At 66.1% G+C, this 12884-nt stretch carries 11 protein-coding genes; 1 reads left to right on the forward strand and 10 read right to left on the reverse strand.

Annotation, left to right across the window (positions count from 1 at the left end):
- Nucleotide 1: 1 nt before the first annotated feature.
- Entirely contained in the window at nucleotides 2-547 is a 546-nt protein-coding gene (locus Q0Q36_RS17805) for a (2Fe-2S)-binding protein (RefSeq protein ID WP_293799925.1), read from the reverse strand.
- Nucleotides 544-3372, reverse strand: a complete 2829-nt coding sequence (locus tag Q0Q36_RS17810; protein ID WP_293799927.1) for a molybdopterin cofactor-binding domain-containing protein — start codon at nucleotides 3370-3372, stop codon at nucleotides 544-546. Before Q0Q36_RS17810 ends, Q0Q36_RS17805 begins: the two co-directional genes overlap by 4 nt.
- Before the next feature lie 134 nt (nucleotides 3373-3506).
- Here Q0Q36_RS17810 and Q0Q36_RS17815 point away from each other — a divergent pair, with 134 nt between their 5' ends.
- Entirely contained in the window at nucleotides 3507-4052 is a 546-nt protein-coding gene (locus Q0Q36_RS17815; protein WP_293799929.1) for a peptidylprolyl isomerase, read from the forward strand.
- A 30-nt stretch (nucleotides 4053-4082) separates the two neighbouring features.
- Here the strand turns inward: Q0Q36_RS17815 and Q0Q36_RS17820 are convergent, their stop codons facing one another.
- The 8 genes from Q0Q36_RS17820 to xylB all read right to left on the reverse strand — a co-directional run bounded on the left by Q0Q36_RS17820 (nucleotide 4083) and on the right by xylB (nucleotide 12870).
- Entirely contained in the window at nucleotides 4083-5570 is a 1488-nt protein-coding gene (locus Q0Q36_RS17820) for a mannitol dehydrogenase family protein (protein ID WP_293799931.1), read from the reverse strand.
- Nucleotides 5571-5573: 3 nt separating this feature from the next.
- Entirely contained in the window at nucleotides 5574-6314 is a 741-nt protein-coding gene (locus tag Q0Q36_RS17825; RefSeq protein WP_293799933.1) for a glycerophosphodiester phosphodiesterase family protein, read from the reverse strand.
- A gap of 30 nt (nucleotides 6315-6344) precedes the next feature.
- Complete coding sequence (gene ugpE / locus Q0Q36_RS17830) at nucleotides 6345-7235, reverse strand: sn-glycerol-3-phosphate ABC transporter permease UgpE (protein WP_293799935.1); 891 nt, start codon at nucleotides 7233-7235, stop codon at nucleotides 6345-6347.
- Between the two features lie 7 nt (nucleotides 7236-7242).
- On the reverse strand, nucleotides 7243-8163 hold the full coding sequence (locus Q0Q36_RS17835; protein WP_293799937.1) for an ABC transporter permease subunit: 921 nt from the start codon (nucleotides 8161-8163) through the stop codon (nucleotides 7243-7245).
- A gap of 70 nt (nucleotides 8164-8233) precedes the next feature.
- Nucleotides 8234-9547, reverse strand: coding sequence for an extracellular solute-binding protein (locus Q0Q36_RS17840; protein WP_293799939.1), 1314 nt, complete (start codon nucleotides 9545-9547; stop codon nucleotides 8234-8236).
- A gap of 157 nt (nucleotides 9548-9704) precedes the next feature.
- Entirely contained in the window at nucleotides 9705-10652 is a 948-nt protein-coding gene (locus tag Q0Q36_RS17845) for a sugar-binding transcriptional regulator (RefSeq protein WP_293799941.1), read from the reverse strand.
- A gap of 7 nt (nucleotides 10653-10659) precedes the next feature.
- A complete protein-coding gene (locus tag Q0Q36_RS17850) occupies nucleotides 10660-11337 on the reverse strand; it encodes an HAD family hydrolase (protein ID WP_293799942.1) in 678 nt (225 codons plus the stop codon).
- A 72-nt stretch (nucleotides 11338-11409) separates the two neighbouring features.
- The gene (xylB, locus tag Q0Q36_RS17855; RefSeq protein ID WP_293799944.1) at nucleotides 11410-12870 is read right to left on the reverse strand and encodes a xylulokinase; all 1461 of its coding nucleotides are present in this window, start codon (nucleotides 12868-12870) and stop codon (nucleotides 11410-11412) included.
- Nucleotides 12871-12884 lie beyond the last annotated feature (14 nt).

The raw sequence follows: 12884 nt of genomic DNA on the forward strand, positions 1-12884 counted from the left end.
CTTACGCCTTCACCAAGCCAGGTGTCTTGAGAGCGAGGTCGCGCACGGCCTCGAAATAGCGGACATAGCCGGTGCAGCGACAGATATGCCGGTCGAGCGCTTCGCTGATCACCTGCTCCAGCGCCTCGCGCTTCACCGGATTGCGCTTCAACTGGTCGAGCAGCACCGTCGCGCCAGTGACGAAGCCCGGCGTGCAGTAGCCGCACTGGAAGGAGAAATGCTCGATGAAGGCCTGCTGGACCGGCGAGAGCGCGGTGATGGCGCCATTGGCGTCGCGCTGGGCATGGCCCTCCACCGTCCGGATCTTGCGGCCGGCGAACCAATGCGCGCCGGTGATGCAGGTGCGCATCTCCTCCAGCGTGCCGTCGGGCTTCTCCAGCACCACGGTGCAGGCATGGCAGATGCCTTGGCCGCAGCCCATGCGCGAGCCGGTGAGATCGAGATATTCGTACAGGAAATCCTGCATCATCATCGCCTCGGGCACGTCGATCGGGCCGACGGCCTTGTCGTTGATAGTCAGGGAGAGCGGCTTGGTCACGATGGTCATGCCAGTGCCTCCCGGATCTTCTCGGAGGTGATCGGCAGGCTGTAGAAGCGCTTGCCGATGGCATGGGCGACGGCATTCGCGAGCGCCGGCACCACGGCGATCATCACCACCTCGGCCATGCCCTTGGGCGGATCGGTGTCGGAGAGCGGCGGCAATACCTCCGATGTCTGCGACCAGACCGCGACGTCCTTCGAGACCGGCAATTCGTAGCGGTTCCAGTTCCAGGTGCCGTCGCCGGGGCCGTCCTCGTGCAGCGGCAGATATTCCTTCAGCGCGTGGCCGATGCCCATGGCGATGCCGCCCTGGATCTGGCCGGAGACCAGCTCCGGCACGATCTGGTTGCCGCATTCGAGGATGGAGTGGTGCGAGAGCAGGCTGATCTCGCCGCTGCCGGTATCGACCGCGATCTCGGCCAGCGTCGCCATCGGCGCGTAATAGGTGACGCCGGCATTGTTGCGCTGGGCGGGCGGGTAGAAGACGGATGCGCGCTCGACGAAATGCCAGCCTTCGAGCGTCATCAGCTCCTTGCGGGAAGCCGGCGCGCCCTCGCCATATTTCACCGCGAGCGCATCGATGGCGAAGCGCCACTGTCCCGTATCGGGCAGATCGAACTCGGCTTCCGCCCATTGCCAGCGGTTGAAGCTGTGCACGGTGACGCCGGTGACGAGGCCGAGCCGGTGCGCTTCGGCTGCGATCTCCGCGAAGGCGAGCGGCTGCATGGCGGCAGCCGTGACGCGGCCACCAACGACGCGCAGATCCTCGCGACGCACCGCTTCCGGCGCCATCTGACCGCCGCCGATGCCGCGCGACCAGAGCGAGCGCGCCGCCGGCCAGATCGCGAGCTCGACCAGCGCCTTGGCTGCTTCGCGCGTCGCATGGCCGAGATAATAGACGCTGTTCGAGGCGCTCATCGGCGAGGTGAAGCTCGGCGTCCAGCGCGGATTGGCCTTGCGCTTGTCCTCTTCCTCCTGCGACAGCGTGTAGGGCTCGTCGGTGGTCTCCAGCGGCATCTGCGGCCAGCGCACCCGACCGAACTCGGTCTCGTCGGGCTGGCGGCCGAGGATGCCGGCAGCCATCACCGCCTGCGAGGTCGTCGCGCCCGTGCCGATCTCATGCGCGACATGGGAGAGCTTCAACCGCCCGGCAGCATCGAATTCGATGGCGCAGAGCGCCGACTCCGCGCCGGTGCCGTAATCCTTGTGCACATGCCCGTAGCCGACGCCGTATTTCTTGCCGGGATTGGCCGCCTCGAATTCGGCTTTGCGCTTCTGCCTGTTCGCCCAGAGCGGATGCTTCTGCGCCCGGTCGAGGATCTCGCCGTGGCGCATGGCGCCGGAGGGGATCGCCCCTTGCGAGTTCTTCATCCCCGATTTCAGGGCGTTGCGCCGCCGGAACTCCATGGGATCGAGGCCGAGCGCCTCGGCCGCCTCGTCGACCATCATCTCGGTCGCTGCCATGGTCTGCAGCGTGCCGTAGCCGCGCATGGAGCCGGCATCGACTGCGCGCGACGACAGGATCACCGCCGAGAAATCGCTCTTCGGCAGATAGTAGATCGATTGCGCCGCCGTCGCCCCGACCGTGCCGACCGAGACCGAGAAATTCTCGCGCCCGCCGCCATCGGTGCGATAGCGCCCGGTCATCGCCCGGAACCGGCCGGTCTTGCGGTCGATGACCATGACCTTCTCCATCTGGAAGGCATGGCGCTTCAGCGCGGTCTGGAACTGCTCGAACCGGTCATTGGCGAGCCTGACCGGGCGCCCGTCGCCATATAGCCCGGCGAGCACGCAGTAATACGGAAAGATCGCGTGGTCCTTGGTGCCGTAGCCGACGGTATAGCCGATCTTGAGATCGACGCTGTTCAGCGGGAGTTTCGACTTCGAGACCATATGCGCCGTCGCTTCCGCCACCTCATAGGGCGACTGGGTGGCGATCAGCGCGTGCAGCAGGCCGCTGGCACGGTCGTACCAGACATTGCCGTTATCGGCCTCCATGGCCGAGGCATCGGCCGACTGGGTGGCGAAGGAGCGGCGCAGTACCAACGCGTCGTCACCGGCTGCCGCTATCTCGCGCTCGATCTCGGCGGCGGCCGCCATGCCGCGCGCCATCGCGTCGCCGTCGCCGGCGGCCGGCCATTGCGGCTCCTCGCCCTTGAAGCCGGCGCGGATCGTCGTCTCCTTCAGCGAGGAGTAGCGGTCTTCGGCGTCGGGACTGCCGCCGTCGATGCGGACATAGCGCGCTGCGCCATAGGGCCCCGGCGTGGTCGAGGGGCCTTCCGGGCCGTAGCGCACGGCCTTGTCGTTGAAGCGCAGCTTGCGCTTGGCGGCGTCGTAGCGGGCGAAGTCGTGATAGATCAGCATGGCGACGGGCTGGCCGAGCAGCCGCGCCGTCTGCCCCTTCGGTACGAAGAAGACATCGCCATAGAAGCCCGGCCAGGGAGAGGGCAGCGTGATGCCGTCGGCGACGAGATCCTCGTGCAGCACCAATCGGTCGGGCTTCAGATCGTCGCCGAGCAAGCTGAGATCGACGCTGTCGAAGACGCGGTCGACCCGCGTCGCCTTGAGCGTGAAGGCATGGGCCTGTTCCTTCGGCCAGCCTTCGAGGTCTCGAGCGCGGTAGTCGCGCGAGAAGGTCTTGCCACCGGTCACCTTGGCGATCGCGTCGAGGCGGTATTTCGGCTTGCCGCCAGCCGCCAGCCAGTCGGCGCCGGGACGCGGTGGCGTCTGGATCAGTTCGGCCTGCGTGGGGGAAGGCAGCAGCGAGACCTTGATGGCGACGCCGGCAGCACCTGCTTTGAGGAAATTTCTGCGGGACAGGCCCATCTTCATGCCGGGTCCTCCGCTGGTTGACGAACCGATTCTACCAGGCCGTGTGGCGGGCCGGCAGGGACACGAGATACTTTAATTGTTCCGATTTCAAGTGTCGGGGATTCGCTGGCGGCGGCGCCTGGAGGGAGATGACGATGAAGGCTGATGGCTTGACGCTGGTCACGCTCGATACCGAGGAAGGCCGCCTGGTGCTCGGCATCGATGAGGCGCGCGCGCCTCTCACGGCTGCGAACTTTCTGGCCTATGTCGATGGCGGCCATCTTCGGGCTGCGACGATCTACAGGATCGTGACGCTCGCCAACCAGACCGCTGGCACGCTGCATCCGATCGAGGTGATCCAGTTCGGCTCGCCCGGGCCGGGTGAGGAGCGGGCGCCACCGCTGCCTCCCGTGCCCCATGAGCCGACATCGTCGAGCGGCCTGCGGCACCGCAACGGCACGTTGTCATTGGCCCGAAAGGCCCCTGGAAGCGGCGGACATGGCTTCTTCATCTGCATTGGGGATCAGCCCGAACTCGATGAAGGCGGGCGACGGAACCCCGACGGCGCCGGCTTCGCCGCTTTCGGCCAGGTCGTCGACGGCATGGAGACGCTTTTGCGCCTGCACGGGCGTGCGGAAGCAGCGGAATACATGCAGGCGCCGATCAGGATTTTCGGGATCCAGCGAAGCCCGGCCGCGTGATCCGAAGCGTCTCAGCGGCTTGCTCTGCCGCTAGGCGGAAACGCGCGATGCGAGATAGGCATCGATGCAAGCGCGGGTTCCGGATTGCCAGATTCTCCGCAGTGCTCGGCCGAACGCCTCCCGGAAGCGCGGATCATCCGCCAGATTTCCATAGATATCCCGCATCTGCAGCCAAATCTCCGGCGCGGATCGGGCCTGCTGTGCCTGCGCGGTGAGACGCGGCCAGCTCGGATCGTTCGGCGCGATCGGCTGCCCGCTCTCCGTTTCGCCGTAGCAGTAGCGGCACCAGAGGGCGCTCACCAGCGCGAGGCCGTCGATGGGCCGTCCTGCCTGCAAGGCATCGCGCAGGGTCGGCAGGATGAATTTCGGCTGGCGGTTCGAGCCGTCGAGGCAGAGCCGGCGGATCGTATCGCCGATCTTGGGATTGGCGAAGCGCCGCTCGATGGTGTGCTTGTAGGCGACGAGATCGGTATCGGGGACCGGCGGGACAACCGGGATGACCTCGTCGTCGAGCAGCGCTGAGAGGAAGCCGGCGATCCGGGCATCCTGCATCGCCTCATGGACGAAATGGATGTCGAGCAGGCCGGCAGGATAGGCGATCGCCGCGTGGCCGCCATTGAGGATGCGGATCTTCATCAGCTCGAACGGCGCGACATCGGCGACGAACTGCACGCCCACTTCTTCAAGGCGCGGCCGGCCGGCCGGGAAATGATCCTCCAGCACCCATTGCCGGAAATCCTCGCAGAAGACCGGGCGGCTGTCCTCGACGCCGAAGTCGTCGCGCAGTGCCTGGCGTTCGCGGTCGGACGTCGCCGGCGTGATGCGGTCGACCATGCCATTGGGAAAGGCGACGCTTTCGCGGATCCAGCGTGCGTCGTCTCGGTCGATCAGGTCGACGAGCCCGGTGACGGCATCCGCCGTGACATGGCCGTTGCCGGGCAGGTTGTCGCAGGACATCACCGTGAAGGGCGGCAGGCCGGCCGCGCGCCTTTTCAGAAGGCCGGCTGCGATCAGGCCAAAGGCAGTGTTGGGAGATGCCAGACGATCGGCAGCATCGGCGACGATATCGGGGTGGCCGGGATCGAAGGCTTGCGTCGCCGGATCGATGTAGTAGCCGCCCTCGGTGACGGTCAGCGAGACGATCCGCGTGCGGGGATCGACGAGGCGCTCGATGATCTGGCCTGTATCACCTGGCGCGACGAAATCGATCATCGCGCCGGTAACGCGCGCTTGCGAGCGCCCGGCCTCCTGCGTCACCACTGTCGTCAGGAAGTCCTGCGCGGCGAGGTCGCGGCCCATCTCGGCGTCGCTGTCGCGTACGCCGGTGCCGACGATCGCCCAGTCGTGATCGCGCCCGCGCTCGAACAATTCGTCGAGATAGGCGGCCTGATGCGCGCGGTGGAAATTACCGACGCCGATATGGACGATGCCGGGGCTCAGCTCTTCCGCGCGATAGCCGGGAACGCGGACCGACGGACTGAGTTGCCCGAGCGTCGCGCGGGAGAGGCGCACCGCCATCGCTCAGCCCTGCCGTGCGGCGCGCAGCATCAAGGCGAGGTCGGGCCGGTCGCTGGTGATCTGCGCGATCGGCTGGCCGAGCCAGAAATCGAGCTCGCGCACCGTGTTGGGCACCCAGGCGCCGAGCCTGTCGCGCCCGACGATGCTGATCGCGCGATCGAGGCAGAGCCGCAGCAGCGACTGCTCGACGGCGATGATGCAGCCGAGATCGACGAAGCGCTGCAAGGTCCGGTCGACGCCGCCGAAGGCCTCGCAGGAGCGGCGGTCGACCGAGGCGAGCCGGCGCATATGCGGCGCCTTCGCCCGGATCTCCTCGATCACCTCCGGCACGAAGCAGGTCAGCACGACGCGCGAAGCCATCTTGCGGGCCTCGACCAGCGCGAGGACCTTGTCGAGCAGGCCGGGATAGGGATTGCCATAGGCATCCATCTTCATCTCGATCTCGAGCTCGATCCCGGTCGGGCCGAAGACGTCGAGCACCTCCGGCAGGGTCGGGATGGTCTCGCCCAGCGTATCGTCGAGCGTCACCTTGGCGAGCGCTGCGCGCGAGAGATGCGCGACCGGCCCCTTGTGATCGGTGGTGCGGTCGAGCAGCGGATCGTGGATCACCATGATCTCGTCGTCGCTGGAGAGATGCACGTCGAGTTCGACGGCGTCGACGCCCAGGCCGCAGACGTTGCGGAAGCCGCTCAGGCTGTTCTCCGCCCAGATATTGCGCGCGCCACGATGACCGATGATCCGCATGTCGAAAAGCCCTGCTTGCCCGTGGACGGGTTATTTGCCGCTATCCACCAGCCCCTTCACGAACCAGCGCTGGAGGATGAGGATGACGAGGGTCGGCGGCAGCATCGTCAGGAAGGCCGCGTTCATCAGGAGATGCCAGGTCGGCAGTGAGTCGCCTTGCGGCATCAGCTTCTTCAGGCCGATCACGGCATTGGCCATGGCGGGCTCGGTGGTGAGCAAGAGCGGCCAGAGATACTGGTTCCAGCCCATCAGGAAGAGGATGATCGCCAGCGCCACGATGTTCGAGCGCGAGAGCGGCAGCAGGATCAGGCGGAAGAACTGCCAGGGCGTGGCGCCGTCGATGCGGGCCGCCTCGCAGAGCTCGTCGGGAACGGTCAGGAAGAACTGGCGGAACAGGAAGGTCGCGGTCGCCGAGGCGATCAATGGCAGGATCAGGCCGGAATAGGTGTTGACCAGATTCCAGTCGAGGTCGACCAGCGCCTGGATGCCCAGCCAGGAGCCGAGGGAGTTGAGTGGCAGGGCGACATTCGCTGCGGATTCGTAGGTCGGGACGATGCGCACCTCGATCGGCAACATCAGCGACATGAAGATCAGCCAGAAGGCCGTCATCCGGAAGGGAAAGCGGAAATAGGTGACGGCGAAGGCCGCGATCACGGAAACAGCGAGCTTTCCGACGGTGATGCCGGTGGCGATGATGAAGGAGTTGATCAGGAGCCGGCCGAAATTGGCGCTGCTCAGCACGGTCTGCATATTCGCCAGGAACTGGCTGCCCGGCAGCCAGGACATCGGCACGCGCATGATCTCGGCTTGCGTGAGCGAGCCGGTGACGAAGACGAAATAGATGGGTAGGCAGACGAGCGCCGCGCCCACCAGCAGGATGAGGTGACAGAGGGCGTCGATGACGGGGGTGCGCTCGTTCATCGCTGGCCTAGACGCTGTAGTTCACGCGGCGCTCCACGAAGCGGAACTGCGCGAAGGTCAGGAACAGCGCGAGCGCCATCAGCACGACGGATTGCGCAGCCGAAGAGCCGAGATCGAGCGTGACGAAGCCGTCCTGATAGACCTTGTAGACGAGGATCGAGGTGGCGCCGGCCGGGCCGCCGCGCGTTGTGGCGTCGACGATGGCGAAGGTCTCGAACAGCCCGTAGACGAAGTTGATCACGATCAGGAAGAACAGCGTCGGCGCGATCATCGGCAGCGAGATGCGCAGGAAGCGCTGGATCGGCCCGGCGCCATCCAGATAGGCGGATTCGAGGATCGACTGGGGCACCGACATCAGGGCGGCGACCAGGAAGATGTAGTTGTAGCAGATGTGCTTCCACGAGGCGGCCATCACCACCAGCGCAAGTGCATGCCAGGAATTGCGGTTCGGGTCCCAGTCCAGCCCCACGCCCTGAAGCATATGGGCGACCGGGCCGACGCGGGGATTGAACAGGAAGGCGAGCATGATGCCGGCGATCGCGGGCGCGATGGCATAGGGCAGCAGCAGGACCGTGCGGTAGGCGCCGCGGCCGCGCAGGATATGGTTCGAGGCGAAGGCGAGCAGCAACGCGAGCGACAGGGTCAGTGCGTTCTGGGCGAGGGTGAAGATCAGCGTCACCTGGGCCGAGGACCAGTAGACATTGCTGCGGAACAGCCGCTCGAAATTCTGGAAGCCGACCCATTGGGTCGTCGCGCCGAACGGGTCCGTGAGCTGGAAGGCCTGGATCAGCGCCCTGATCGAAGGGATGAAGAAGAACAACAGCAGGATGAAGAGTTGCGGCGCGAGCAGCCAGAAGGGCAGGCGCCATTCCTTGAAATGCGCCCGCTTCAGCCCGCTTTCCGACTGGCCGTCGCCAGCACCCTTCACGAAAAGGTGCCGCAGCGGCGAGGGGAGGCGCAGACCGCCTCCGCCAGCCACTGCCGAAAGGCCAGCCGGCTTATTTCTTGCCAGCATTGAGCTGCTCGTAGCGGCGCAGCGACTCGTTGCCGCGGGAAACCGCATCGTCGAGCGCCTGCTGCACCGGCTTCTTGCCGAGGAAGGCGGCCGAGACCTCTTCCATGATCGCGACATTGATCTGGTTGCTGTTGCCGATACGGAAGCCCAAGGAATTGTCGCTGGGCGTGCCGCGCATCAATTGCACCACGGCAATCTCGCGGGTCGGGTTCTTCTGGTAGTAGCCCTGAGCCTTGGCGGCGTCATAGGCCGCGGTCGTGACCGGGACATAGCCCGTCGCCTGATGCCACCAGACCTGCGTGTCTGTCTTGGCGAGGAAGTCGTAGAAGGCGGCGACGGCTTTGTACTTCTCCGGCGTATGGCCCTTCAGGGTCCAGAGAGCGGCGCCGCCGATGACGCTGTTCTTCGGCGTTACGCCCTGCTCATAGGGCAGTTCGGCGGCGCTCCAGTCGAATTTCGCGGCGGCGACGACAGCGGCATGCGAGGCGGTCGAGGCGATGATGGTCGAGCATTCGCCCGAGGTGAAGAGCTGGATCGGGATGATGCCCTGGCCGGCGATCTGCATCACGCCGGAGCCGATCAGGCGCTTCATGCGCTCGACCTGGCCGACGAGCTTGCCCTTGTTGAAGACGAAATTGGTATCGAGGCCGTCCATGCCGTTGCGCTTGGTCGCATACGGGATGTCGTTCACGGCGCTGTAGTTTTCGAGGAAGCTCCACTCGTAGTCGCCGGGAAGCACCATCGCGCATTTCGAGACGCCCTTGGCCTTGATCGCGTCGAGCTGCGGCTCAAGCTCCTGCCAGGTCGCGCCAGGCTTGTCGAAGCCGGCGGCTTTGAAGTGGTCGCGGTTGTAGAACAGGATCGGCGTCGACGAGTTGAACGGCATCGCCTGCAGCTTGTCGCCGATCGCATAATAGCTCACGACCGGGGCGATGAATTTCGCGGTGTCGACCGGATGGCCTTGTTGCGCCATCAATTCGCTGGTCGGGAGGATGGCGCCCGAATTGACCATGGTCAGGAAGGAGCGCTCGTTCGACTGGACGATCTCGGGCTGGCGCTTGGCCCGATAGGCCGCGATCGTGCCGTTCAGGACCTCGTCATAGGTGCCCTTGGCGATCGCCTTGACGACATAGTCCTTCTGCGAGTCGTTGAACTTCTTGACCAGTTCTTCGACGCGCTCGCCGAGCGCGCCGCTCATCGCGTGCCAGAACTCGATTTCGGTCGCCGCTTGTACGGTCGACATCCCCGCAAGCAGCAAAGCGCCCGCACCTGCCAACACGCCATAGAAAGGTCGCATCCCAAGCCTCCCGTGTCAGTCTTATGTGAGCATATGCTCTTTGTTGAAGCATATGCTCGCATACTCGCTTCTTATGTCAACCGTCGGCGACGAAGGGATGACAGTCGCGCGCAATCGCTTGCACAGGCGGGCAATCGACAAGCTGGGAGGTGGGGCGTCAGGCTGCGAGCAGGGCGCGGGCGGTGTCTTCGTCGGTGACGAGGCCGTTGACGATCTTGCCGGCGAGCGCTGCGCGCAGCGGTGCGACCTTGGCTGGGCCCTGGCCGATGCAAATCCGGAGGCGCGAGCTCCCGGGCTCCGGCGGCATGCTGGTCACGCGCAGGTTGGTGCCGCGGTCGAGGAAGCGGCCTTCGGCATCGAAGACCCAGCCGGTTACCTCGCCGACAGCGCCATGGCGGACCATTTCCAGGAGTTCGCCGCGGGTCATGAAGCCGTCGCGGTAGAGCACGGCATCCTCGCCGATCTGGCTGATGCCCATGACCCAGAGGTCGGCTTCGCCGGCGATGGCACGGATACGGCGGATCGACTCGATCTCGACGAGCTGTGCGCGCTCTTCCGGGCTGGACACATAAAGCGGCAGCGGCATCGGGAAATGCTGCGCCTTGGTGATCTCGGCGAGCTTGACCAGCGTGTCGAAGGGGCTGGCCGAGCCGTCCGGCGAGATGGTGCCGACCAGCGAGACCAGCCGGTGCAAGGGGCAGGACATCGGCGGGACCCGCTCGATGCTGGCCCGCATCGAGCGGCCGGTGCCGAGCGCCATGACCAGCGATTTGCGCGAGCGCAGCCAGCGCTCGATCAGGACGCCGCCGAGCGCGGCGACGCCGGCGGCGCCGGTTTCCGGCGAGCCGTCGGACGGGGCGACGTCGCAATGCAGCAGCTCGAAACGGTCGCGCAGCCTCGCGGCCAGGTCCATGCAGGCGCTGATCGGATGGTTCATCCGGAAGCTGATCAGGCCTTCGCTGCGGCAGAGCGAGACGAGGCGCTGCGCGGCGGGGCGGGAGATGTTCAGGATCTGCGCGATATCGTCCTGGGTACGGCCGGCGATGTAGTAGAGCCAGCCGGCGCGGGCGGCATCTTCGAGGCGGGTGCTGTCGTTCTCGGCCATCGCGGTCTCAATTGGGCGCTGGCGCAAGCGAAAGCTCTTGCCAGGATTCGAGGAGGCGATCGGCGCCGGCCGCCAGAAGGGCCTGTCGCTGGTCGAGCACGGCGAAGTGGCTGCCGGCGGCGAGGCCATAGGCTGTCATGCCGGCGGCCTTTGCCGCCGTGACGCCGCTAACGCTGTCCTCGATCACCAGGCAACGCTCGGGCGTTACGCCACGCTCGCCGGCTGCCAGCAGGAAGAGGTCCGGGGCGGGCTTGCCGCGCTTGACGCGCGTCGTGCTGAAGATCCGGCCCTCGAACAGGTCCCATAGCCCCGTCTTGCGCAGGCAGGTCTCGATGCGCTCCTCGTCGCTCGACGAAGCTACGCAATAGTCGCTGCAGAGGCCTTCGACGCCCGCGCGAACACCTTCGACGGGCTGGAGATCCTGCTGGAAGGCAGCGAAGAGTTGCGTCCGCCAGTCCCGCGTAAAGTCAGCCGAGGCCGGGCGGCCGGTCATTCTCTCGTAATCCTCGATGACTGCGCTGGCCGGCCGCCCGAGATAGCGGCGCATGACGGTTTCCAGATCATGGCTCGGGTCGAAAGGCGAGAGAATATCGACGAGCGTCCGGCAGCTGATGGTTTCGCTGTCGACGAGCACGCCGTCGCAATCGAGAATGACGAGGTCGAAAGGCTGGTATGGAGAGGGCATCGGGCAATAGTTGATTGAACGGATGCTCGCATGAAGAGCATTCGTTCGATCATCTGTCAAACTCGAACCCGGTCAGCGCAGTGGGGGGCTGATCTCCGCAACGCGCCGCCAGAGCGCGTATCGCTGGGCATAGGCCGCGACCCTCGTTGGGTGCGGCGTGAAAATGTCGACCTCGCCCGAAGGCGGCGTGCAGACGGCGTCCGGTTCCTCCCCGGTGCAGGCCAGACGCGCGAGGCGCGCGGCCCCGAAAGCGGCGCCGGCCTCGGCCTGACGATAGCGGCTGAGCGGCAGATCGAGCACATCGGCGAGGATCGACAGCCATGTATCGGAGCGCGCGCCGCCGCCGATGGCCATGGCCTCGCGAATGGGTTCGCCTTCGGTTTCCAGCGCATTCTTGCCGTCCCGGAAGGCGAAGGCGACGCCTTCCAGCACCGCCTGGGTCATCGCCGGGCGATCGGTTTCGTGGCCGAGCCCGGTGAAGCCGCCGCGCAATTGCGGATCGTTATGCGGCGTGCGCTCTCCCGACAGATAGGGCGTGAATAGCACCGGCGACGGCTGTTCGGCGCGTGCGCCGAGTTCGCTCAACAGCGCCGCTTCGGATCGCCCGGAAATCGCGGCCCACCAGTTCAGGCTCGCGGCAGCCGAAAGATGGACCGACATCTGGTGCCAGCGCTCCGGCAAGGCGTGGCAGAAGGCATGGACTGCACTGCCGGCTCGTGGTTCGAAGCCCGCCGTGGTTCGCCATAGCACTCCGGACGTTCCCAGCGACAGGAAGCTCGATCCCGGCGCTACGGCACCCAGCCCGACCGCCCCGGCGGCATTGTCGCCCGCCCCGCCGGCGAAGAGGGGCGGGGTGTCGAAGCCGAGTTCGCGGGCGAGCTCGGGGCGCATGCGGCCGGCGGCCTGCGAGCCTTCGACGAGAGCGGGCATGTGGCTGCGATCGAGGCCGGTCGTGGCCAGCATCGTGTCCGACCAATCGCGACGGCCGGTATCGAGCCAGAGCGTGCCGGAGGCGTCGGACATCTCCTCGATCGCCTCGCCGGTCAGGACGAGCCGCAGATAGGCCTTCGGCAGCAGCACCTTGCGGGTGCGCCCGAATATGTCGGGTTCGTGCTTGCGCACCCAGAGCAGCTTCGGCGCGGTAAAGCCGGGCATGGCGATATTGCCGGTGATGGCGCGCGACTGGGGTTCGGCTGCCTCGAATTCGGCGCATTCCGCTGCCGCGCGTCCGTCGTTCCAGAGGATGCAGGGACGCAACGGCTGATCGCGTTCATCCAGCAAGACCGCGCCATGCATCTGCCCGGAAAGGCCGATTCCGGCGCAACGGCGGAAGTCCTGCGGGGCCGTCGCTCTCAGGCTGCGCAATACCTCCAGCGTGGCGGTGATCCAGTCTGCCGGGGCCTGCTCCGACCAGAGCGGAGCGGGGCGTGCCACGGCCAGTTCCCGCGCCGTCGTGGCGAGCACGCGCTGCCGATCATCGACCAGCACGGCCTTGATCGACGATGTTCCGAGATCGATGCCGATATAGGTCACATCAGGGGCCTTTG

This window comes from uncultured Allobosea sp. (genome assembly GCF_945957345.1).
In the GTDB taxonomy this organism is placed as follows: Bacteria; Pseudomonadota; Alphaproteobacteria; order Rhizobiales; family Beijerinckiaceae; genus Allobosea.

Excerpts from the sequence above, each read along its gene's own strand:
- Q0Q36_RS17810 (WP_293799927.1), bottom strand. The coding sequence starts at position 3,372 with ATGAAGATGGGCCTGTCCCGCAGAAATTTCCTCAAAGCAGGTGCTGCC.
- Q0Q36_RS17815 (WP_293799929.1), top strand. The coding sequence starts at position 3,507 with ATGAAGGCTGATGGCTTGACGCTGGTCACGCTCGATACCGAGGAAGGC.
- Q0Q36_RS17845 (WP_293799941.1), bottom strand. The coding sequence starts at position 10,652 with ATGGCCGAGAACGACAGCACCCGCCTCGAAGATGCCGCCCGCGCCGGC.
- Q0Q36_RS17825 (WP_293799933.1), bottom strand. The coding sequence starts at position 6,314 with ATGCGGATCATCGGTCATCGTGGCGCGCGCAATATCTGGGCGGAGAAC.
- Q0Q36_RS17805 (WP_293799925.1), bottom strand. The coding sequence starts at position 547 with ATGACCATCGTGACCAAGCCGCTCTCCCTGACTATCAACGACAAGGCC.
- Q0Q36_RS17850 (WP_293799942.1), bottom strand. The coding sequence starts at position 11,337 with ATGCCCTCTCCATACCAGCCTTTCGACCTCGTCATTCTCGATTGCGAC.
- Q0Q36_RS17840 (WP_293799939.1), bottom strand. The coding sequence starts at position 9,547 with ATGCGACCTTTCTATGGCGTGTTGGCAGGTGCGGGCGCTTTGCTGCTT.
- Q0Q36_RS17820 (WP_293799931.1), bottom strand. The coding sequence starts at position 5,570 with ATGGCGGTGCGCCTCTCCCGCGCGACGCTCGGGCAACTCAGTCCGTCG.
- ugpE (WP_293799935.1), bottom strand. The coding sequence starts at position 7,235 with ATGAACGAGCGCACCCCCGTCATCGACGCCCTCTGTCACCTCATCCTG.